At 73.9% G+C, this 20,640-nt stretch carries 18 protein-coding genes; 13 read left to right on the top strand and 5 right to left on the bottom strand.

What is annotated here, in order from left to right; translation table 11 throughout:
• Positions 1 to 28 precede the first annotated feature (28 nt).
• The gene (locus tag BMW99_RS02715) at positions 29 to 1,078 is read right to left on the bottom strand and encodes a helix-turn-helix domain-containing protein (protein WP_079139135.1); all 1,050 of its coding nucleotides are present in this window, start codon (positions 1,076 to 1,078) and stop codon (positions 29 to 31) included.
• A gap of 597 nt (positions 1,079 to 1,675) precedes the next feature.
• On the opposite strand from BMW99_RS02715, the gene BMW99_RS02710 reads away from it, so the two are divergent.
• The 5 genes from BMW99_RS02710 to BMW99_RS02690 all read left to right on the top strand — a co-directional run bounded on the left by BMW99_RS02710 (position 1,676) and on the right by BMW99_RS02690 (position 6,147).
• Positions 1,676 to 1,888 carry an MbtH family protein gene (locus BMW99_RS02710; RefSeq protein WP_075016145.1) on the top strand — a complete coding sequence of 71 codons (213 nt, stop codon included), beginning with the start codon at positions 1,676 to 1,678 and terminating at the stop codon, positions 1,886 to 1,888.
• A 111-nt stretch (positions 1,889 to 1,999) separates the two neighbouring features.
• Complete coding sequence (gene hppD / locus BMW99_RS02705) at positions 2,000 to 3,100, top strand: 4-hydroxyphenylpyruvate dioxygenase (RefSeq protein ID WP_075016144.1); 1,101 nt, start codon at positions 2,000 to 2,002, stop codon at positions 3,098 to 3,100.
• Positions 3,097 to 4,224: an alpha-hydroxy acid oxidase gene (locus tag BMW99_RS02700; RefSeq protein ID WP_069466709.1), complete on the top strand. Its 1,128-nt coding sequence runs from the start codon at positions 3,097 to 3,099 to the stop codon at positions 4,222 to 4,224. Before hppD ends, BMW99_RS02700 begins: the two co-directional genes overlap by 4 nt.
• The gene (locus BMW99_RS02695; RefSeq protein ID WP_079138955.1) at positions 4,221 to 5,612 is read left to right on the top strand and encodes an aminotransferase-like domain-containing protein; all 1,392 of its coding nucleotides are present in this window, start codon (positions 4,221 to 4,223) and stop codon (positions 5,610 to 5,612) included. Before BMW99_RS02700 ends, BMW99_RS02695 begins: the two co-directional genes overlap by 4 nt.
• Positions 5,613 to 5,742: 130 nt before the next feature.
• A complete protein-coding gene (locus BMW99_RS02690; RefSeq protein ID WP_069466708.1) occupies positions 5,743 to 6,147 on the top strand; it encodes a hypothetical protein in 405 nt (134 codons plus the stop codon).
• Positions 6,148 to 6,251: 104 nt separating this feature from the next.
• On the opposite strand, the gene BMW99_RS02685 is transcribed toward BMW99_RS02690, so the two are convergent.
• Together BMW99_RS02685 and BMW99_RS02680 are read right to left on the bottom strand one after the other, a co-directional pair.
• The gene (locus BMW99_RS02685) at positions 6,252 to 9,260 is read right to left on the bottom strand and encodes an AfsR/SARP family transcriptional regulator (RefSeq protein WP_075016143.1); all 3,009 of its coding nucleotides are present in this window, start codon (positions 9,258 to 9,260) and stop codon (positions 6,252 to 6,254) included.
• A gap of 387 nt (positions 9,261 to 9,647) precedes the next feature.
• Positions 9,648 to 10,622 carry a magnesium transporter CorA family protein gene (locus tag BMW99_RS02680; RefSeq protein ID WP_069463753.1) on the bottom strand — a complete coding sequence of 325 codons (975 nt, stop codon included), beginning with the start codon at positions 10,620 to 10,622 and terminating at the stop codon, positions 9,648 to 9,650.
• A 270-nt stretch (positions 10,623 to 10,892) separates the two neighbouring features.
• Between BMW99_RS02680 and BMW99_RS02675 the strand changes: the two genes are divergently transcribed.
• Both BMW99_RS02675 and BMW99_RS02670 read left to right on the top strand, forming a co-directional pair.
• Entirely contained in the window at positions 10,893 to 11,468 is a 576-nt protein-coding gene (locus BMW99_RS02675) for a TetR/AcrR family transcriptional regulator (protein WP_069463745.1), read from the top strand.
• A 102-nt stretch (positions 11,469 to 11,570) separates the two neighbouring features.
• Complete coding sequence (locus BMW99_RS02670; protein ID WP_069463746.1) at positions 11,571 to 12,365, top strand: SDR family NAD(P)-dependent oxidoreductase; 795 nt, start codon at positions 11,571 to 11,573, stop codon at positions 12,363 to 12,365.
• Between the two features lie 104 nt (positions 12,366 to 12,469).
• Here BMW99_RS02670 and BMW99_RS02665 read toward each other — a convergent pair whose 3' ends face one another.
• On the bottom strand, positions 12,470 to 12,847 hold the full coding sequence (locus BMW99_RS02665) for a hypothetical protein (protein WP_069463747.1): 378 nt from the start codon (positions 12,845 to 12,847) through the stop codon (positions 12,470 to 12,472).
• 249 nt (positions 12,848 to 13,096) lie between these two features.
• On the opposite strand from BMW99_RS02665, the gene BMW99_RS02660 reads away from it, so the two are divergent.
• The 6 genes from BMW99_RS02660 to BMW99_RS02635 all read left to right on the top strand — a co-directional run bounded on the left by BMW99_RS02660 (position 13,097) and on the right by BMW99_RS02635 (position 19,590).
• Positions 13,097 to 13,816, top strand: a complete 720-nt coding sequence (locus BMW99_RS02660) for an SDR family NAD(P)-dependent oxidoreductase (protein ID WP_069463748.1) — start codon at positions 13,097 to 13,099, stop codon at positions 13,814 to 13,816.
• 166 nt (positions 13,817 to 13,982) lie between these two features.
• The gene (locus tag BMW99_RS02655; protein ID WP_069463749.1) at positions 13,983 to 15,284 is read left to right on the top strand and encodes a beta-ketoacyl-[acyl-carrier-protein] synthase family protein; all 1,302 of its coding nucleotides are present in this window, start codon (positions 13,983 to 13,985) and stop codon (positions 15,282 to 15,284) included.
• Entirely contained in the window at positions 15,281 to 16,501 is a 1,221-nt protein-coding gene (locus BMW99_RS02650; RefSeq protein WP_069463750.1) for a ketosynthase chain-length factor, read from the top strand. The genes BMW99_RS02655 and BMW99_RS02650 overlap by 4 nt, the downstream gene beginning before the upstream one ends.
• Positions 16,502 to 16,674: 173 nt before the next feature.
• Entirely contained in the window at positions 16,675 to 16,935 is a 261-nt protein-coding gene (locus tag BMW99_RS02645; protein WP_069463751.1) for a phosphopantetheine-binding protein, read from the top strand.
• A gap of 78 nt (positions 16,936 to 17,013) precedes the next feature.
• Complete coding sequence (locus BMW99_RS02640) at positions 17,014 to 17,934, top strand: zinc-binding dehydrogenase (protein ID WP_075016142.1); 921 nt, start codon at positions 17,014 to 17,016, stop codon at positions 17,932 to 17,934.
• 636 nt (positions 17,935 to 18,570) lie between these two features.
• Positions 18,571 to 19,590 carry an MBL fold metallo-hydrolase gene (locus BMW99_RS02635; protein ID WP_079175898.1) on the top strand — a complete coding sequence of 340 codons (1,020 nt, stop codon included), beginning with the start codon at positions 18,571 to 18,573 and terminating at the stop codon, positions 19,588 to 19,590.
• A gap of 86 nt (positions 19,591 to 19,676) precedes the next feature.
• On the opposite strand, the gene BMW99_RS02630 is transcribed toward BMW99_RS02635, so the two are convergent.
• Complete coding sequence (locus tag BMW99_RS02630) at positions 19,677 to 20,633, bottom strand: aromatase/cyclase (protein WP_069463324.1); 957 nt, start codon at positions 20,631 to 20,633, stop codon at positions 19,677 to 19,679.
• Positions 20,634 to 20,640: the final 7 nt, after the last annotated feature.

Raw genomic sequence — 20,640 nt, 5'->3', positions numbered from 1 at the left:
CCCGTGGGCGTTGCGGCCGTGCGGCGCCTCAGTCCGCGAGGACGGGACGGTCCTCGGTCAGCAGGCCGCGCGAGGCCATGAGCACGCCCGCCTGGAAGCGGCTCCCCGCGCCGAGGGACTGCATGATGTCGGCGATGTGGCGGCGTGCGGTCCGCAGCGAGATGCCGAGGCGCCGGGCGATCGTCTCGTCCTTCAGCCCCGCGGCGAGCATCTTGACGATCTTGCCGTCGATCTCGCGGGAGATCATCTCGAGCCCGTCGGCAGCCGCGTTGGAGAACGGCTGGGCCAGCGTCCAGACCTGCTCGAACAGTTCGCAGAGGAAGTGCACGACGTTCGGCTCCCGGACGACGACGGCGCCCCAGTCGCCCGAGGTGTCCGGGAGGAAGGCCATCTCGCGGTCGAAGACGATGAGCCGGCCGAAGAGTTCGTGCGCCGTCCGGTACTCGGCGCCCAGCGCCGAGGCCTGCGCCACGTACGCCTGGCTCGGGGCGTTGAACCGGGCGGTGTGGTGGTACAGCGTGCGCATCCGCACCCCGCGGGCCAGCGTCGCGGTGTCGCGCACGAGCGCCTCCGCGAGCGCCTCCGGGTCCCGGTTGCCGCCGGGCTGGCTGGTCATGATCTCCGAACGGCACTGCGCGGAGGCCCGGTTGAGCGCGACACGCACCTGGTCGAGCCGGGGGATGAGCTCGGCCCCGGGTGTCCTGGCCCGCAGGCCCTCCACGTAGTGCTGGCGCAGGCCGGCGACGTGGTCCCGCAGGACGCGCAGGACCGCCTGCTGCCGCCTGATGGTCTCCTCGAACGGCATGATGACGGCCTCGGCGGCCAGATCGGGGTCCACCACCTGCATGCGCGGGGGTTCGCCCGGCAGGACCCGCAGCAGCCCGCGCTCGCCCAGCGCGGCCAGCGAGGCGGCCAGGCGGTCCGGCTCGACGTCGAGGTCACGTGCCGCGGCCCGCAGGTCGAGGTGCTCGTGGACCGCCGCCCACCCGTACAGGGCGACCTCGTCGTCGGCCAGCCAGGGGGGCAGGTCGGCCCGGGGCAGCGGGTCGTGTGTCTCGTGGGTGTCGCCGAGCTGCATGTCAGCCTCCGTGCCTTGTGGTCCCGGCAGGGCGAGGACCCTCATCACGCGTGTGGTCCCCGGTGCGCGGCCGCCTGCCGCGTCGCGGTGGATCACGGGCAAAGTAGCGAGGCCGGGCGGCCACCCCGAAGCGATGTGCCCGAAAGGCTCGGGAATCCGGGCCCTCCGACCCGCGCACGACCGGAGGGGGACACCGCGCGGATCGGCAGTTTGGTGAAGGGCGCGAGGGCTGGAACCGCCGGGGGCCGCGCTGGCAGCCTGAATCGCGGCGGGAAGAGCGCCGGATGCGCGCCGGATGCGTGCCGGAGCCCGCCCGTGCGGCTCAGCGGCCGCCGGCCGAGCGGCACATGTGTGCCGCGCCTTCCCCGTACACCCGACCGACGTTCCGCCGTCCCTGACAGGGAGTCACCCATGCCTGCTCGCACGTCGACCGCCCACGAGCCCACCGCCGACGACACGTCCTGGGGCGGATGACCCCGCCCGCGTGACGGTGACGCCCCCGGGACCCGCGCCGTCACCGGCGCCGCCCGGGTCACCGCCCGCCCGCACCGCCGACCCCGTTGCCCGCACCCCCGCCCCACCGACAGGAGACCAGCCGTGACCAATCCCTTCGACGACCCCGACGCCCAGTACCGGGTGCTGAGGAACGACGAGCACCAGTACTCGCTGTGGCCCGCGTTCGCCGACGTCCCGGCCGGCTGGACGGTCGTCCGGGACACGGGCAGCCGGCCGGACAGCCTCGCCTACATCGAGGCGCACTGGACGGACATGCGTCCCCGCAGCCTCGCCGAGCAGATGGCGCGCACCTGACGCCCCGTCATCTGCCCGGCCTGCCCAGCCCCCTCCGCCCCGCCGCCCGCGTCACCGGGCCCGCGCCGCAGCTCCACCACCCCGTCGCCACACCAGGAACGAGGATTCGCCATGCCCTCCACCAGCGCCTTCGACGATCTGCACGTCAGCCACACGGAGATGTACGTCTCCGATGTCACCGCAGTCGCCCGGCAGTTCACCGACGGCTACGGCTTCCACGTCCACGCCGAGGCCGAGCGGACCGACCACGGCGGCCGCAGCCGGTCGCTGGCGCTACGGCAGGGCGCCGTCGTGCTCGTGCTCACCCAGCCCCTGGACGACGCCCACGCGGCGGCCGGGTACCTCGACCGCCACGGTGACGGCGTCGTCGACATCGCCCTGCGCACCTCCGACGCCAGGGCCGCCTTCGACGGCGCGCTGTCCCGGTCCGCGCTGCCGCACACCGCCCCGTCCGAGGACCGCGGCTGGACCACGGCGGTCCTCCACTCCGGCTTCGACGACGTGCGGCACACCCTCGTCCAGGCGCCGGCCCGCGACGGCGCGCAGCCGGGTCCGCTCCCCGGCTTCAGCCCGGTCGCCCCCGGCATCGAGGCCCGCGGCGGCACGCCCGGCCTGACCCTCCTGGACCACGTCGCGGTCAGCGTGCCCGTCGGGCAGCTCGCCCCCAGCACCGAGTACTACGAGCGCGTCTTCGGCTTCGAGAGCGTCTACCAGGAGCTGATGGTGCAGGACAAGGAGGCCATGGACTCCAAGGCGGTGCGCAGCCCCTCGGGCGAACTCACCTTCACCGTCCTCGCGCCCAGCCCCGACCACGACGCCGGCCACATCGGCGACTTCCTCGAGCGGCACGGCAGCGGCGGCGTCCACCACCTGGCCTTCGCCACCGGCGACATCGTCGAGGCGACGGCGTGGATGACCGAGGGCGGCGTCGCCTTCCTCAGCACGCCCGACACCTACTACGACCGCCTGCCCGGGCGCCTCGACCACACGCGCCACCCGATCGCCGCGCTGCGGGACGCCGGCATCCTCGCCGACGAGGACCACGCGGGCCAGCTGTACCAGATCTTCACCCGGACGACGCACCCGCGCCGGACGATGTTCTTCGAGGTCGTCGAGCGCATCGGCGCGGAGACCTTCGGCAACGGCAACGTCCGGGCCCTGTACGAGGCCGTGCAGGCCGAACGCGACGCGTCGCTGCAGAGCGTGCTGTGACCGCCGTCCTCCCCGCGGACCTGCTCGCACCGGCCGACGCCGAGGGCCCGGCGTCGGCCGTGCTGCAGCCGATGATCGAACGGTTCGTCAACGGGGCCGCCGGGGACGGTCTGACCCTGCGGGCGAACCGGGCCGCGCTCGACGCGATCTGCGTCGTGCCGCGCGTGCTCAGGGACGTCTCCGCGACCGACAGCTCCACCGTGCTCCTCGGCGCCCCGTGCGCGGTCCCCGCGGCCGTGGCGCCCATGGCCTACCAGCACGCCTTCCACCCCGACGGCGAACTGGCCGTCGCCCGAGCGGCCCGCGACGCCGGCATGCCGTTCACCGTCAGCACCTTCAGCAGCGTGCCGGTCGAGGAGATCGCCGCCGCCGGCGGGACGACGTGGTTCCAGCTGTACTGGCTGCGGGACCGCGGCGTGACCGCCGACCTGCTGGCGCGGGCGGAGTCGGCCGGCTGCTCGGCCCTGGTGCTCACGGTGGACACACCGCGGATGGGACGGCGGCAGGCGGATCTGCGGGGTTCCTTCCGGCTCCCCGACGGCGTGCGCGCGGCGCACTTCGACGGTTCCGCGGACGGTCTGCCCGCGGCCGCCAGGACCGGGGTCAGTGCCATCGCCAGCCAGACGGCCGGACTCGTGGACCCCTCGCTCTCGTGGCGCGACCTGGAGTGGCTGCGGGAGCGGACCCGGCTGCCGCTGGTGCTGAAGGGGATCCTCGACCCGCGGGACGCGGCGGCCGCCGCCGGGCTGGGCGCGGACGCGATCGTGGTGTCCAACCACGGGGGCCGCCAGCTCGACGGCGCGCAGCCCGCGATCACGGCGCTGCCGGCGGTCGCCGCCGCCGTGGCGGGGCGGTGCGAAGTGCTGTTCGACAGCGGGATCCGCAGTGGCACCGACATCCTCAAGGCGCTCGCGCTGGGCGCGGGCGCGGTGCTCGTCGGCCGGCCCGTGCTCTGGGGGCTCGCCGCGGCCGGGCAGGCCGGGGTGCACCGCGTCCTCGACCTGTTCCGCACCGAACTGCACAACGCGATGGCGCTGGCCGGCTGCCCGGACCTCGCGGCGGTGGCCGGACTGGCCACCACGGGCGGACCCGTGCCGGCAACGGCCGCGGGGAGCGTGCGATGACCGCGCCCGTACGTCCGCCGCTGCCGGCGCCGGAAGCCGCACCCGTACGTCCGCCGCTGCCCGCGCGGGACGCCGCGCCCGAGCGGGCCGACCTGGACGCGTCCGGCCTGCACGGCTCCCTCACCGACCCGCTGCTGTCCGCCATGACCTTCCTCAACGAGGTCGCGGGACGCCATCCCGAGGCGCTGTCCCTGGCGGCGGGGACGCCGTACGAGGGCTTCTACGACGTCGAGGACGTGCACCGCGCGCTGCGCGCGTACTGCGCGCACCTGCGGGAGGAGCGGGGCTACGACGAACGGCACGTGCGGCGGGCCCTGCTGCAGTACGGCCGGACCAAGGGCATCATCCACGACCTGATCGCCCGTTACCTGAGCGTGGACGAGGGCGTGGACGTCGACCCCGAGGCGATCGTGGTGACCACCGGCTGCCAGGAGGCGCTGCTGCTCACCATGCGGGCGCTGAAGCGCGACGAGCGGGACGTCCTGCTGGCGGTGGACCCCGTGTACGTCGGCGTGACCGGTGCCGCGCGGCTGCTGGACCTGCCGGTGCATCCGGTGGCGGGCGGCACGGACGGGGTCGACCTCGGCGACCTGCGCCGCCGGATCCACCGCGCGCGTGCCGCGGGGCAGCGGCCGCGGGCCTGCTACCTCGTGCCGGACTTCGCCAATCCCACCGGCCTGCGGCTGTCGCTGGCCACCCGGCTCGCCCTGCTCGACCTGGCGGAGCAGGAGGACGTCCTGCTGCTGGAGGACAACCCGTACGGCCTGTTCCCGCTGGAAGGGCAGCGGCTGCCCACGCTCAAGGCGCTGGACACGAACCGGCGCGTGGTCCACCTCGGCTCGCTGTCCAAGTCGGTCTTCCCGGGCGTCCGGATCGGCTTCGCCGTGGCCGACCAGCAGGTCCGCCAGGGCCCGGGTGACCGGGTGCTGTTCGCCGACCTGCTGGCCAAGGCCAAGAGCATGGTCACCGTCAACACCGCGCCGCTGAGCCAGGCGGTGGCGGGCGGGTGGCTGCTGGAGCACGGGTGCAGCCTGGCGCGGGCCACCCAGGACGTGCGGGAGGTCTACCGGCGGAATCTGCGGCAGCTCGTCGACGGTCTGGCGGCACGCTTCCCCGCTCCGTCCCCGGTCACCTGGAACACGCCCGACGGCGGCTTCTTCGTGGTGGTCGACGTGCCCTTCGAGGTGACCGACGCCACCCTCGAGTACTCCGCGGCGCGGCACGGCGTGCTGTGGACGCCGCTGCACCACTTCTACGACGGCCGGCCCGTGCTGCGCTCCCTGCGGCTGTCGATCAGCGCCCTGGAACCCGACGACGTCGACGACGCCCTCGACCGCTTCGCCGGCTTCGTCCACGCCTGCGCGGGCGCGTCGCCCGGGAGCCCGTGACGACCGTCAACCCCCCCGGCGGGCGGGAACCCGCCGGGAACGATCCGGGACCGGAACAGGACCGAAGCGGGACACCTCCCGACAAGGCTGGCGCCTCCGTGTACCACTGCCCTACGAGAAAGGCCCCCTGATGACCAGCGCACCCGACCGGCCCGACGACCCCGTGGGACCGGCCACGTCGTTCGGCGAGATGGCCGACGCCGAACACTGGGCCGAGTACGTCGCGATCGCGAGAGCCTCGGGTTCCTACGCCGGCCACGACGTGCCGGACGGCCCGCTCTTCAGCATCCGCACCCGCAGCGACAACGGCATGCACGACGTCGTCGCCGTCGAGCCCCTGCGGCCGGTGCACGGGCGGGAGCACCCGACGCCGCCCGGCGAGGCCGAGACGGTCGTGCTGCGTTCCGCGGTGCGCGGTCTGCTCGACGTCGCCGGTCACGAGTCGGGTCCCGCCCGCGTCGATGTCCTGCTGCTGCCGGAAGGGCCGCGCATCAAGGGCATCTGGCTGAACGCCCCGGCAGGCGAGGCGGAGTGACCGCGGGCGGGACGCACGCGGCGGATCCGCCGCGCCCGCCGCGTCACCACTGACCTCGTCCGGTGGGCCGGCAGCCGCCGGTCCACCGGACGGGTCCGCCGCGGCTACCGGCGCCTGCGGTCGGCCGGCACCCCCATGTCCGCGAAGAGCCCCTCGCTGACGGCGAGGTGTCCGGCCGCCGCCGGATCGCCGAGGGCCTCGCAGACATGGGCGAGCCCCAGGCGGGCGTAGGCCTCCTCGGGCAGGTAGCCCAGTTCGGCGGCGCCCTCCCACGCCCGCAGATGCAGCACCCGGGCATCGGCGTGCTGCCCGCGGCGGTGGAACAGCCGGCCGATCATGTTCTCGACCTTGACGCGGCGCAGGGGCGACGCGCTGGCCGCCGCGTGCTCCAGCGCGGCCCCGGCGTACCCGCCGGCCTGCTCGGCATGCCCCAGCCGGTCGGCGACGTCGGCCGACAGGGCCATGGTCAGGGCCACCATGCCGGGCTCCCGCGTGTCGTCGCACATGACGCGTGCCCGGGCGAGGAGTGCCTCGGCCTCGGCCCAGTCGCCCACACCGGCCTGGGCCATCGCCAGGTCGACGGTGGCGACGAACTCGTTCTCGTGCCGCCCGAGTTCGCGGCACAGGAGCAGGGCACGCCGGGCGGCGGTCGCGGCCTCGGCGTACCTGCCCCACTGCTCGAACAGGGTGCTCAGCACCGTAAGCGATTCCGCCTCCGCCCTGCGCAGGCCCAGTTCCCGTTCGCCGTCGACCGCCGCCGTCAGGTGGTCCAGTGCCTCAGGGAACCGCCCCAGCAGGCTCTTGTAGAGGCCGAGGGTGCTGTCGCTGTGCGCCCGCGTCGCGACGTCGCCCATCCGGGTCGCGACGTCCCGCCCCTCCGCGGCCACCTCGATGCCCAGGGTGAAGCGGCCCAACTCCCAGTAGGCGATGCCCAGGTTGGCCAGACTCACCCCGAGCAGCTGGTCGTCGCCCAGGCGCCGCGCGGCGGCCACCGCGCTGCGGCACACGCTCTCGAAGTCGTCCAGGAGGCCGTGTGCGTTGAGGTAGAAGGCGAGGTTGCGCGCGAGGCACACGGCGTACCTGTCGTGCCCGCGGTGCGCGGCCAGACCGACGACCGCCATCAGCGTGTTCTGCTCGCGCGCGAACCAGGCGCGGGCCGCATCGGTGTCCTGGACGTCGGGCACGTCGACGTCGGAGGCCTTGAGACCCGTGACGATGTCGCGCCGCCCCGGGAAGAGCGTCGAGCAGGCCCGTTCAGTGACCGTGAAGTAGTAGTCCAGCACGCGCTCGACGGCGGCCGCGACGCCGTCCTCGGCGATCCCCCCGACGAGCCTGCGGGCGAAGGTGCCCACCAGGTCGTGGTACGCGTACAGCCCGATCTCCGGCTGCTGCACGAGGTGCACGTCCAGCAGCAGTTCCAGCACGTCCTCGCCGTCCCGGGCCGGGCCGCCGAGCAGCGCGCCCGCGGCGTACGCGTCGATGCTGCTGCCCGGGTGCAGGGCCAGCAGCCGGAACGCGGCGCGGGTCTCCTCGTCGAGCGCCTGGTAGGACAGCCGGAGCGTGGCGGCCACGCTCCTTTCCCCCACGCTGAGTTCGTCCAGGCGCCGGGTCTCGTCGCGCAGCCGGTCGACCATGTACTGCACGGTCCACCGCGGCCGGTTGCCGAGCCGGGCCACGGCGATGCGCAGGGCGAGGGGCAGATGGCCGCACAACCGGGCCAGTTCCGCGGCGGCCTGCGGCTCGCCCGCGACCCGCTCGGCGCCCAGGGCCTCCGCGATGATGTCCGCGCTCTCCTCCGGCGCCAGCACGCCGAGCGAGATCCACTCCGCACCGTCGAGGTCGAACAGGCGCCGCCGGGCGGTGACCAGCAGCAGGCAGCCGGACGTCCCCACCGGGATCAGCGAGCGCACGTCCGCGGCGCTCGACGCGTTGTCCACGAAGATCAGCAGGCGCTGCCCCGAGACCGCCCGCCGCCACAGCTCCGTCCGCCCGACGGCCGTGTCGGGTATGCGTTCCTCCGGCACGCCGAGGGCGCGCAGCATCGCCCCCATCGCGTTGATCGGCGCCACCGGATCCTCCTCGGCGGCGTACGCGCGCAGGTCCACATAAAGCTGGCCCTGCGGGTAGTCGGCGGAAAGCAGATGCGCGGCCCTGGTCGCAAGGGAGGTCTTTCCACTGCCGCCCATACCGTCAATGGCGATGATGGGGGTTCCGCCCCGGTGCGCGAGATCGAGGATTTGCCGCAGTTCCCTTTTGCGCCCGGTGAATCCCGGCACGTCGTAAGGCAGCATGCACGGCGGCACCGCGGGGGGCGGCGGCGGTGGGGCCGGGGCGGCGACCGCGGGCCGGGGAGCGGCGAGTTCGGGACTCTCCCGGAGTATGCCCTCGTGCAGGGCCGCGAGCGGTGCGCCGGGGCCGACCCCCAGCTCCTCGGCCAGCAGCTCGCGCACCCGGGCGAACTCCTCCAGCGCCTCCGCCTGCCGGCCCGACCGGTACAGCGCGATCATCAACTGGCCGCGCAGCGTCTCGCGGAGGGGATGCCGGGCGACGGACTCCCGCAGGTCGACGACCAGATCGGGGGCCTCGCCGAGCGCCAGCCGCAGCTCGAAGAGCTGCTCCTGGGCCGCGAGCCGGCGCTCCTCCATGGCGGTCGCCGCGGCCTCGATGACGGGACCGCCCGCTCCCGACAGGACCGGGCCGCGCCACAGGGCGAGCGCCTCGCGCAGCGCGCCGACCGCCTCACCCGTGCGGCCGGCCGCCGCCGCGTCCCTGGCCGTGCTGGTGAGGGTGCTGAACTCGACGAGGTCGAGCTGGCCTTCGGCCAGCACGGCCCGGTACCCGGGGCCGTCGGTGACCAGCACCTGGTCGCCCTGGGGGATGCGCTGCCGCAGCACCGCGACGGCCTTGCGCACCTGGTGGGACGACGTGGCCGGCGGCTCGTCCTCCCAGGCGGAGGCCACCAGCCGGGAGACCGGCAGGACCCGGCCCGGCTCCAGTAACAACGTGGTCAGCACGCGTTCCTGGATGACGCCTCCGAGCCGCAGCCGCTCCTCGCCGCACCAGCCCTCCAGCGGGCCGAGGACGTTGAACCGAAGATGCCCCGCAGGTCGCATCGGCGTACTCGGCCTCAACCGTCACCCCTCGCACGAAAACCGGAAATTCATGGTGAAGAGGTCTCCGGCAAGGCGTGACCGAGGCACCCGGCCGTTGCCACCCGCTCCTGGTCACAACGGCCTCAGGATAGCTTCGGGAATGCGGAACGGCGGGTACTGCGGGGGAGTTGCCGGTGAACCTTTGGAAACCCTTGATGATCACACCGGGTAGTGGATCGCTTGCTTTTGGTGGCCAACTTCTTCCCCCGTTGGTCCGGCTCAATTTACCCGCGTCACGCGCGCCGCCAAACCTTTCTGTTCGAGTCGTGTGCGAAACCTCCGCCGGAATACCGGCGCCACCGGGCCCGCGGGCCGACCGGGACCCGGGGAGCGGCCCTCGGGGAGACCCTAGATCCAGTCCCGCCACTTGAACGTCGCGTAGAGCAGGGCGGAGAACGCGACGATGAGGCCGGTGGAGGTCCAGAAGCCGAAGTGCGCGCCGAAGCCGGGGTAGGGGACGTTCTGGCCGTAGAAGCCGGTGACGGCGGTCGGCACGGCGATGATCGCGGCCCAGCTGGTGACCTTCTTCATGATCAGGTTCATGCGGTTGCCCTGGACCGTCAGGTTGGTCTCCATGACGGTGGTCACCAGGTCGCGCAGCGACTCGGTCCACTCGGTGGCGCGCAGCACGTGGTCGTAGACGTCCTGGAAGTAGGGGAACAGCGGTTCGCTGACCACGTGCAGGTCGCGGCGCATCAGCGAGTTGACGACCTCGCGCATCGGCAGCACGACCCGGCGCAACTGCACCAGCCGTTTGCGCAGTTCGAACGACCCGCGCTGAACCGCCTGGATCTCACCGGGACTGTCCGCGAAGAGGAGGTCCTCCAACTGCTCGACGCGGTCGTCGAGGTCCTGGACGGCGGCGTAGTGCCCGTCCACCAGGTAGTCGACCAGCCCGTGCACCAGGAACCCCACGCCGTGCCGGGCGAGGTCGGCGGAGTCGTCCCACCGCTCCACGACGGGCTGGATGCGGAAGGCCTTCCCCTTGCGGACGGTGATCAGGGCGTTCGGGGTGATGAACGCGGACACCTCGGTGGCCTCGAGCGCGCCGGTGTCGGGATCGGTCGTCACCGCGTAGGCGCTCAGGAACAGGTGCGTACGGTAGGTGTCGAGCTTGGGCCGCTGATGCTCGTAGCGGGCGTCCTCGACGGCCAGGGCGTGCAGCCCGAACTCCTCGGCGATCATGTCGAAGTCCGCGGACGCGGGGTCGTGCACGTCCAGCCACACCGTGCACTCCGCGCTGTCCACGTACTCGGAGATGTCCTGGACGGGGAAGTCCTCAAGCTCGAGGGCGCCGTTCCGGTACAGCCTCGTGCGCGTCATGCGCGGCACCCCGGTGTCGCCTCACGCCGTGACGCGGCGGACTCCTGCACCCTGATCTCCACAGTGACGGAGCGTAGGCGCGATATCGGCGACGGTGTCCGTGCCACGCCGCCGACGCGTCACCTCAGGGCGCGCCCCGGCCGCCGCGGGCCGCTCGTCCACCGTCCCCGGCCGGCACGCCGGCGCGGAGGGGATCCGGCGGTCGCCGATCCGACGTGACCCGGCGCTTACTGGATTGACTAATCCAGTAAGCGCGCTACCCTGGGGGACATGGCACGCACCAGGGAGTTCGACATCGACCAGGCGGTGGATCGCGCCATGGATCTGTTCTGGCGCCGCGGCTACGCCGACACCTCCTTGCCGGATCTGCTGAAGGAGCTGGCGATAGGGAGTGGCAGCTTCTACGCGGCCTTCGGGTCGAAGGAGCAGCTGTACCTCCGCTCGCTCGACCGCTACGTCTCCCTCCAGGGCCGCGACCTGGAGACGGCCCTGGGTGAGGGCGGCGAGATCCGCCCCGCGGTCCGCAAGGTGCTCGGCTCCCTGGTCGAGATGGACCTGGCCGACCCCGCGCGCGGCTGCCTGGTGGTCAACACCGCCACGCAGTGCGGCGATCAGCCCCTGGCGGAGGACCGCGTCACGGCGGCGATCCGGCAGGTGGAGTCGCTGCTCGCCGGAGCGCTGGAGCGCGCGCAGGCGCGGGGCGAGATCTCCTCGGAGAAGGACCCGAGGGGGCTGGCCCGGTTCCTGACCACGTTCATCCAGGGCGTGCGCGTCGTCGGCCAGGCGCGCGTGGGCCGGGAGTTCGTGGAGGAGGCCCTGTCCACGGCGATGCGCGTCCTGGACTGACCTTCCGTTTCCGGTGAGCGGATGCCGGGCGCGTTTGCGCCGAATTCGGCACGGTTTGGCCTATCGTCATTATGTATTGATCAATCCAGAAAGAAGAGGGTCATGGAACTGCACCTCAAGGACAAGGTCGCCGTCGTCACCGGAGCCAGCAAGGGCATCGGCCTGGCCGTCGTCGAGCGGCTGGCGGTCGAGGGCGTCAGGGTCGTGGCCGGCAGCCGCACCGCCACCCCCGAGCTGGAGGCCCTGGCCGCCCGTTACGACGTCACCATCGTGTCCGTGGACCTGTCCACCGCGAAGGGCGCCGAGGCCCTGGTCCGGAAGGCCGTGGAGCGCCACCAGCGCCTGGACATCCTCGTCAACAACGTCGGCGCCGCCGAGCCGCGCGAGTCGTTCCTCACGATCGACGACTCCGAGTGGCAGCGGATCTTCGACCTGACCTTCTTCAGCGCCGTACGCGCCAGCCGCGCGGCGCTGCCCCACCTGGTCGCGGCCGGCGGCGCGGCCATCGTGAACGTCAGCTCCATCAACGCCCGGCTGCCCTTCCCCATGGTGGCCGACTACTCGGCCGCCAAGGCCGCGCTGACGAACCTGAACAAGTCGCTGTCCGAGGAGTTCGCCCCTCAGGGCGTCCGCGTCAACGCGATCGCCCCGGGACCGGTCCGCACGCCGTTCTGGACCGCGCCGGGCGGCTTCGCCGACGCCACGGCGGCAGCCGCCGGCACCACCGCGCAGGAAGCGCTCGACGTGGTCGTGCCGCAGAACATGGGCATCAGCTCGGGCCGGATCACCGAGGCGCACGAGATCGCCGACCTGGCCCTGTTCCTCGCCTCACCCCTCGCGGCCAACATCACGGGGACCGAGATCCTCGTCGACGGCGGCCAGACCAAGACCCTCTGACACCCCCTGCGCACGAGATGATGCACGGACCTGGTGCGTGATCCCGCCCATGTGACGCCCTCCCCACCCCCGTGGAGGGCGTCACACCCGCGTTCAGCGGGAACTCACCTCGTCCAGCTCTCGCAGCCGAGCCGGCGCGCCTCCCGACGCAGGACGGCGAGCACGGCGCGGAGTCCGTTCGCCGCCGACCGGAACGCCTCGGTCGTCTCGGGCCCGAGCGTCGACGGGGGCGCCGTGTCCACACCATGCGGGTAGTCGTCGGGGACGAACGCCACGAACCGGGCCCACGCGCTTCGGTAGAGGGCCGTGCAGCGCTCCAGTTCGCTGCCGCACTCCGCCCACACGGCCCCGGGCAGCGTTCCCTTGGTACGGGCCAGCAGGTGGTTCAGCTCTGCGTAGGCGGCGATGAACTCTCCGGTCAGGGCGCACCGTTGGGCGCCCGCGTGGCGGTGGGTCAGGACGTCGGCGCACACCTGGTGCACACGCGCATACTCCTCCACGGCGTTCGGCCCCCCTGGCGCCCTCGGCTCGGCCTGGATGTCCCAGCGGGACCGTAACACCGCAACAGGGGGCCGGGGTCGGGATGCGGGCGGCGCCCCTGGAGGCGACCAGCGGGATACCAGTGCGCGGCGAGCGGCGCACCGACGGGCGTTCCTACGGTGGGTGGGCTCCTCGCCGAACTCCGAACTCCGAACTCCGAACGCTCCGTTCGCACTCTGAAGGAGGACACCGTGCGGCTCGCCGGGAAAGTCGCCATCGTCACCGGTGGCACCAGGGGTCTGGGACGTGCCATCGCCGAGGCCTACGTGAAGGAGGGCTGCCAGGTCGTGTGCGCGGCGCGGGAGGCCGGGCCGGACGGCGCGGGCGACCTCGCGTTCCGGCAGGTGGACGTCCGCGACCCCGCCTCGGTGCGCGCGTTGATGCGCACCGTGTACGACGCCTACGGGCGGCTCGACCTGCTGGTCGCCAACGCCGGCGTCAGCCGGCCCGGGCCGAGCGCCGAACTGGCGCCGCAGGACTGGGCGGAGGTCATCGACACCAACCTGAACGGTACCTTCCTGTGCGCCCGTGAGGCCGTGCCGTACCTGGAGAAGGACGGCGGCGGGCGGATCGTGACGATGTCGTCCGCGCTGGCCACCAGGGTCGCGCGCGGATCCGCGGCGTACGCCTCGTCCAAGGCGGCCATCGAGATGTTCACCCGGGTCGCCGCCGTGGAGTTCGCGCCACGCGGCATCACCGTCAACTGCCTGAGCCCCGGCTTCATCGACGAGGGCATGGGCCGTGAACTCGCCCGCAACGAGCGGCTGTGGAGCCACTACGGCGGAAAGATCTCGGTCGGCCGGGCGGGCGGCGCCGACGACGTCGCGCGCGCCGCGCTCTTCCTCGCCGTCGAGGACTCCGCCTACGTCAACGGCCATGTCCTGGAGGTCAACGGCGGCCTGAGCTGGTGACTCGCCACCCGCGGGGGGTACCGGCGGCGGTGGCCCGCGCCACCAGCACGTCACCAGGCGTGTCTCCCAGGCTCGTCGGCAGGCCCGCACGTCACCACGCACCCGCACCCTCACCCCCTCACTCGTCCACCCATCCTCGACACGCCAGCAGTGGAAGGTCAGCGGAATGACGGACAAAGCAACGGCCGGCCGGCTCCGGCCCGCGTCGGGACGCCGGGTGGTGATCACCGGCATCGGCGTGCTCGCCCCCGGCGGGGTCGGCACCAAGGCCTTCTGGGACACCCTCACCTCGGGGCGGACCGCGACCCGCACCATCACCTTCTTCGACGCCTCCCCGTTCCGGTCCAGGATCGCCGGCGAGGTCGACTTCGACCCGGCCGCGGAAGGACTCGGGCAGCAGCAGATCCGGCGGCTCGACCGGGCCGCGCAGTTCGCGGTGGTCGCGACCCGCGAGGCCGTCGCCGACAGCGGACTGGAGAACGTCGACCCGTACCGCACCGGCGTCACCGTCGGCAGCGCCGTCGGCGCCACCATGAGCCTGGACCGCGAGTACGCCGTCGTCAGCGACGGCGGCCAGTCCTGGCTGGTGGACCACAACTACGGCTCGCGGCACCTGTACGACTGGTTCGTGCCGTCGTCGTTCGCGGCCGAAGTCGCCCGCGAGGTCGGCGCCGAGGGGCCCGCCGTGGTGGTCTCCGCGGGCTGCACCTCGGGCCTGGACTCGGTCGGCCACGCCGCGGAGCTCATCCGGGACGGATCCGTCGACGTCATGATCACCGGTGCGACCGACGCGCCGATCTCCCCGATCACCGTGGCGTGCTTCGACGCCATCAAGGCCACCTCGCCGCGCAACGACGACCCCGAGCACGCGTCCCGGCCCTTCGACCGGACCCGCAACGGCTTCGTGCTCGGCGAGGGCTGCGCGATGTTCGTCCTCGAGGAGCTGTCCCACGCCCGCGCCCGCGGCGCGCACGTCTACGCCGAGATCGCCGGCTTCGCGAGCCGCTGCAACGCCTACCACATGACCGGACTCCGGCCCGACGGACGGGAGATGGCCGAGGCGATCCGGGCCGCCATGGACGAGGCCCGGATGGCCGGCGAGGCGATCGACTACATCAACGCCCACGGCTCCGGGACCAAGCAGAACGACCGGCACGAGACCGCGGCCGTCAAACGGGTCCTCGGCGACCACGCCTACCGGACCCCGATGAGCTCGATCAAGTCGGTGATCGGGCACTCCCTGGGCGCCGTCGGCTCGATCGAGATCGCGGCCTCGGCCCTGGCCATGGAGCACGGCGTGGTGCCGCCGACCGCGAACCTGCACGAGCCGGACCCCGAGTGCGACCTCGACTACGTGCCGCTGGTCGCCCGCGAGCACCGCACCGACGCCGTGCTCACCGTCGGCAGCGGCTTCGGCGGCTTCCAGAGCGCCATGGTGCTGGCCCGGCCCGAACGGCGGCCGGCATGACCGCCACCGCCGTGGTGACCGGGCTCGGCGTCGCGGCGCCCAACGGCCTGGGCATCGAGGACTACTGGCGGGCCACGCTGGACGGCGAGTCCGGCATCCGCCGCATCACCCGCTTCGACCCCGCGGGTTACCCCTGCCGGTTCGCCGGCGAGATCACCGGCTTCGACCCGGCCGCGCACATCCCGGGCCGGCTCATGCCGCAGACCGACCACATGACCCGCCTGGCACTCGCCGCGACCGGCTGGGCGCTGGGCGACGCGGGCGCCGACCCGGCGGCGATGGACGAGTTCGGCATGAGCGTGGTGACCGCCAACGCCTACGGCGGCTTCGAGTTCGGCCACCGCGAGCTGGAGAAGCTCTGGAGCCGCGGCGGCAAGCACGTCAGCGCGTACCAGTCGTTCGCGTGGTTCTACGCGGTCAACACCGGCCAGATCTCCATCCGGCACGGCATGCGCGGGCCCAGCGGCGTGCTGGTCTCCGAGCAGGCCGGCGGGCTGGACGCGACCGGTCAGGCCCGGCGGCACATCCGCAAGGGCATGCCGCTCGTGGTGACCGGCGGCGTCGACGGCGCCCTGTCGCCGTGGGGCTGGGTGGCCTACCTGTCCGGCGGCCAGCTCAGCTCCGGCGACGACCCGGCCCGCGCCTACCTGCCGTTCGACACCGCGGCGGCCGGCTGGGTGCCGGGGGAGGGCGGCGCGATCCTCATCGTCGAGGAGGCCGCGGCCGCGCGCGCCCGGGGCGCCGCGCAGGTCTACGGCGAAGTCGCCGGTTACTCCTCGGGCATCGACCCGGCGCCGGACACCGGGCGCCCGCCCGCGCTGCCCCGGGTCATCCGGCAGGCGCTGGACGACGCGGGGCTGCGCGCCGCCGACATCGGCGTGGTGTTCGCCGACGCCGTCGGGCTGCCCGCACTCGACCGGGCCGAAGCGGAGGCGATCACCGAGGTGTTCGGCGCCGGCGCGGTGCCCGTGACGGCGCCGAAGACCATGGTGGGCCGGCTGGCGTCCGGCGGGTCCGCGCTCGACATCGCGACGGCCTGCCTCGCGTTGCGCGACCAGGTCATCCCGCCCACCGTCCACGTGACCGACCCGGCGGGCCCGGCGGCGGACCTCGACCTCGTCCGTGCGGCCCGGCAGGCCCCGCTGGACAGCGCGCTGGTGCTCGCCCGCGGCACCGGCGGGTTCACCTCGGCGCTCGTCGTCCGCCGGGCGGCCTGAGGCCACACGCACGAACCCGAACCGCACCAGCCCGCGCACGAGCCCGCCGGAGTCCATGAGCCCGCCAGGGTTCACGAGCCCGCCGCAGTCCACCAGTTCCGCGGGATCGCGGAGTTCGGCGGGACGGCGGGCCCACCCTGATTCCCGCGCAATCCACGACAGGAGACGCACCCATGGCACGGATCACGATCGACGACCTCAAGGAAATGCTGGTCAAGGCCGGCGGCGAGGGGGCCGACGTGCCCAGCCTCGACGGCGACGCGGTCGACAAGGCGTTCGCCGACCTCGGCTACGACTCGCTCGCCCTGCTCGAAGTGGTCGGCAAGCTCGAACTCACCTACGACATCACCCTCGAAGAGGAGGCGACGCAGCCCGGCGGCACCCCGCGGGAACTGCTGGACCTGGTCAACGGCATGCTGAACGCCGCCGCCTGAGGCGTGCCGTATGCGTTGCAGCGCCGCGCGGCAACGGCGGCTTCCACGTGATCCGACAAGAGGATTGAGGGGTGCGGTGTGAAAGCTCTCGTCACGGCGGCCGGCGACGAGCCCGGCCTGCGGCTGGACTCGGTCCCCGAGCCCGAACCGGGGCCCGGGCAGGCGCTGGTGGCGGTCGCCGCGGTCGCCGTGAACCGCGGCGAACTGTCGGTCATCGGCGGGCTCCCGCCCGGCTCCCGGCTCGGCTGGGACGTGGCCGGAACGGTGCTGCGCGCCGCAGCTGACGGCGGCGGTCCCGCGGCCGGCACCCGGGTGCTGGGCCTGGCCGACCTGGACGGCTTCGCAGAGCGGGTCGCGATCGGCACCGGCCGGCTCGCCGCGCTGCCCGACGGCGTGGACTGGCCGGCCGCCGCCGCGCTGCCGGTGGCCGGGCTGACCGCGCTCTACGCACTGCGGCGCGCCGGCCGCCTGCTGGGACGCACCGTCCTGGTGACCGGCGCGGCCGGCGGCGTCGGGCGGATCGCGGTGCAGCTCGCCGCCGCCGCGGGTGCCCGGGTCATCGCGTGGGTGGGTTCGGCCGCGCGGACCGAGGGCCTGGCGGCACTCGGCGCGGACGTCGTGGACCTGTACGGCACCGCGCCGACCGGACCCGTCGACGTCGTGCTGGACAGCTGCGGCGGCGAGGTGCTGACCCAGGCGTTCCACCACGTCGTGCCCGGCGGCACGGTGGTCTGCTTCGGCAACACCGCCCGCGCCGAACTGCGGCTGCCCGCCGACTGGGGGCGGGCCCGGCCCGGCGTCAGCATCCACTACGTGTACCTCTTCGACGAGATCACCCGGCAGGACGTGGCCCGTGCCCTCGCGTTCCTGGTCCAGATGGCGGCGGACGAGCGCATCGACCCGCAGGTCGCGCTGGTCGCCGACTGGACCGACCCGGCCCCGGCGCTGCGCCGGCTCCAGGACCGGCAGGTGAACGGAAAAGTGGTGCTGGCCCTCTGACCGCGGCCCGCCCGTCCCCGGGCGGCCCCGCCCACGCGACAACGGCCCCGGCCGCGGAAACCCACCCCGCGTCCGGGGCCGCTGCGCGGGCGGCGCGGTGGCCCGGCGGCCCGGTGGGGCTCGGCCGTCTGCGCGACTCCGGCGCCGCGGCGCCATCGGTGCGCGGTGCGCGGTGGCTCGATGAGGGTCGGCCGTCTCGGCGACCCGGAGGCGGGATGGCGCGGGCGGCCTGGCGACCCGGTGGCCCGGCGGTGCGATGAGAGTCGGCCGTATCGGCGGTCCGGCGGTCCCGTGGCGCGGTGGCCTGGCGGCCCGGTGGGGTCGGCGGTTTCGGCGCCCCCAGCGCCCCGATGGCGCGGCGGCGCGGCGGTTGCACGGGCGGCCTGGCGACCCGGTGGCCCGGCGGGGCTCGGCCATTTCGGCGCCCCGGCGGCGCGATGGGGTCGGCTGTCTCGGCGACTCGGGTGGCGACCCGGCGCCCCGGCGCCCCGGCGCCCCCAGCGCCCCGGTGGCGCGGCGCCGCGCCCCGGCGCCCCGATGGGGGCGGCCGCTTCGGCGGCCCTGGCGGCGGGGCAGACGAGCGGCCGCCCAGCCGGGCACGAACGTCCTCCCATCGCGGCCGGGGACCGTAGGGCCATGACTGCTTCCGTGACCCGAACCCCGCCCCCAACCCCGGCCGACCCCCCTGCCGCCGCAGGCACGACCGCGGCCGGCGATCCGGCCGTGGAGGCGCGGCAGGCGGCGCCCGACCCCCCGTACACCCAGGCCGTCGCCGACGGAGTGCACGCCTTCGTGCAGCCCGACGGCGGCTGGTGCCTCAGCAACGCCGGCATCGTCGTCGGTGACGGCACCACGCCCCCGGCGCTGATCGACACGGCGGCGACCGAGGCCCGCGTCCGGCTGCTGCAGGCGGCGACGTCCCGGCTCGCGCCGGACCCGCCGCGGATCGTCGTCAACACCCACCACCACGGCGACCACCACTTCGGCAACGCCCTGTTCACGCCCACCGCCACCGTCGTCGCCTCCGCCGCCACGCGGGCGGTGATGGCCGAGAAGGGCACGGCACTGCGCCAGGTGTGGCCCGGGACGCCGTGGGGCGACCTCGAACTCGTCCTGCCCACCGTCACCTTCGAGGAGCGGCTGACCCTGCACGTGGGCGGCCTGCGGGTCGAGCTGATCGACCTGGGCACCGCGCACACCGTCAGCGACACCGTGGCGTGGCTGCCGGAGCGCCGGGTGCTGTTCGCCGGGGACGTGCTGCTGCCCGGCTGCACCCCGTTCGTCCTGATGGGATCGGTGTCCGGCTCGCTCGCGGCCGTCGAACGGCTGCGCGCGCTCGGCCCCGAGGTCGTCGTCGGCGGCCACGGGCCGGTCGCGGGACCGGAGGTGCTGGACGCCACCGAGGAGTATCTGCGCTGGGTCCGGCGGCTCGCGGCGCGCGGTGTCGCGGACGGCCTCAGCCCGTACGAGACGGCCGTCCGCGCGGACCTGGGGGCGTTCGCCGAACTGCGCGACCCCGAGCGCCTGGTGGCCAACCTGCACCGGGCGTACGCCGAGGAGGCGGGCCGGCCGCTCGACCACCAGATCCGATCCGGGCCGGTCTTCCAGGAGATGGCCCGCTGGGGCGGCGGCCGTCCGCTGATCTGCCGGGCCTGACCGCACCGGGCGGCCCGTGCCCACGCGCGCGACGGCGGTGCCCGCCGGGGTTCCGGCCGGGCACCGCCCTCAGCGGGTCGGCCGGTTCAGCCGACCTTCGACAGGCCCGCGCGCTCCTCGGCGTACCGCTTGGCGTGGCCCAGCGTCGCCAGGCTGTTGGCGCCCAGCGCCGACCGGACGAACCGGCGCGCGTCCGCGACGGACGCCTGCGGGCCGAGCACGCCGGCGACCGCGTCCGGATCGACCACGATGGTGTGCCGGGAGGTGGCGGTCAGGCCCGCCGGCGTCTCGCGCAGGATCCACTCGCCGGTGTGCGCGGTCAGCAGGGCGGGCACGAGCAGCTGCTTGTAGACGATCCGCTCCGAACCCAGCCTCACCCGCACGGACTTGGTGGTGTGCTGCGAGCCGTCCTTCGCCAGCGTGTCCATCTCCAGCGTCTGGATGTCCGGACCGGGTTCGGTGAGCACGACACGCCGCACGTGCGGCAGGCGCTCCTGCCAGGCCGCCGCGTCCCAGATGAAGTCGTGCACGTCGGCGGCCGACCCCTGGACGGTCACCCGGTCCTCGAAGGTCAGCGACAACTCCGGCATCCGGGCGGCCTGTTCGGCGTTGACCCGCAGCCGGTCCAGTTCGGCTCCGCTGTTGCGGTCGACCGCCTGCTCGATCCACGCCACGTTCTGCGGGGTGTCGCCGACCGCCGTGAAGTCGTGGTCGAGGACCACCTCGCAGGAGTCCGCCGAGAGCGGGGTGATCGTCCACAGGCCGCCCATCGACGCGACCGGCGGCTGCGAGACCTCCTGGCGGAAGGCGATGGTCCGCCCGGCCGGGTCGAGCCTGCGCCGCGAGGTCCACGACTTCACCTCGTCGTTGGCGGTCGCCCAGATCCGGATGGTCTCCCAGCCGCCGCCCTGCGGCTTCTGCTCGACGTGCACCGTCGGCGGGAACACCCGCGGCCAGAGCGCGGCCTCCGCGATCAGGCCGTAGACGGTGTCGGCGGGGGCGGCCACGGTGATGGTGTGCTGTGCGTGGTGAACGGTTGCCATGGGGTTC

The organism is Actinacidiphila rubida (genome assembly GCF_900110255.1).
Taxonomy (GTDB): domain Bacteria; phylum Actinomycetota; class Actinomycetes; order Streptomycetales; family Streptomycetaceae; genus Actinacidiphila; species Actinacidiphila rubida.
Note: the sequence above shows the minus strand (reverse complement) of the source record. Positions and strands in the feature narration are given on the sequence as shown.

Excerpts from the sequence above, each read along its gene's own strand:
- BMW99_RS02715 (WP_079139135.1), bottom strand. The coding sequence starts at position 1,078 with ATGCAGCTCGGCGACACCCACGAGACACACGACCCGCTGCCCCGGGCC.
- hppD (WP_075016144.1), top strand. The coding sequence starts at position 2,000 with ATGCCCTCCACCAGCGCCTTCGACGATCTGCACGTCAGCCACACGGAG.
- BMW99_RS02695 (WP_079138955.1), top strand. The coding sequence starts at position 4,221 with ATGACCGCGCCCGTACGTCCGCCGCTGCCGGCGCCGGAAGCCGCACCC.
- BMW99_RS02690 (WP_069466708.1), top strand. The coding sequence starts at position 5,743 with ATGACCAGCGCACCCGACCGGCCCGACGACCCCGTGGGACCGGCCACG.
- BMW99_RS02685 (WP_075016143.1), bottom strand. The coding sequence starts at position 9,260 with ATGCGACCTGCGGGGCATCTTCGGTTCAACGTCCTCGGCCCGCTGGAG.
- BMW99_RS02680 (WP_069463753.1), bottom strand. The coding sequence starts at position 10,622 with ATGACGCGCACGAGGCTGTACCGGAACGGCGCCCTCGAGCTTGAGGAC.
- BMW99_RS02675 (WP_069463745.1), top strand. The coding sequence starts at position 10,893 with ATGGCACGCACCAGGGAGTTCGACATCGACCAGGCGGTGGATCGCGCC.
- BMW99_RS02670 (WP_069463746.1), top strand. The coding sequence starts at position 11,571 with ATGGAACTGCACCTCAAGGACAAGGTCGCCGTCGTCACCGGAGCCAGC.
- BMW99_RS02655 (WP_069463749.1), top strand. The coding sequence starts at position 13,983 with ATGACGGACAAAGCAACGGCCGGCCGGCTCCGGCCCGCGTCGGGACGC.
- BMW99_RS02650 (WP_069463750.1), top strand. The coding sequence starts at position 15,281 with ATGACCGCCACCGCCGTGGTGACCGGGCTCGGCGTCGCGGCGCCCAAC.
- BMW99_RS02645 (WP_069463751.1), top strand. The coding sequence starts at position 16,675 with ATGGCACGGATCACGATCGACGACCTCAAGGAAATGCTGGTCAAGGCC.
- BMW99_RS02635 (WP_079175898.1), top strand. The coding sequence starts at position 18,571 with ATGACTGCTTCCGTGACCCGAACCCCGCCCCCAACCCCGGCCGACCCC.
- BMW99_RS02630 (WP_069463324.1), bottom strand. The coding sequence starts at position 20,633 with ATGGCAACCGTTCACCACGCACAGCACACCATCACCGTGGCCGCCCCC.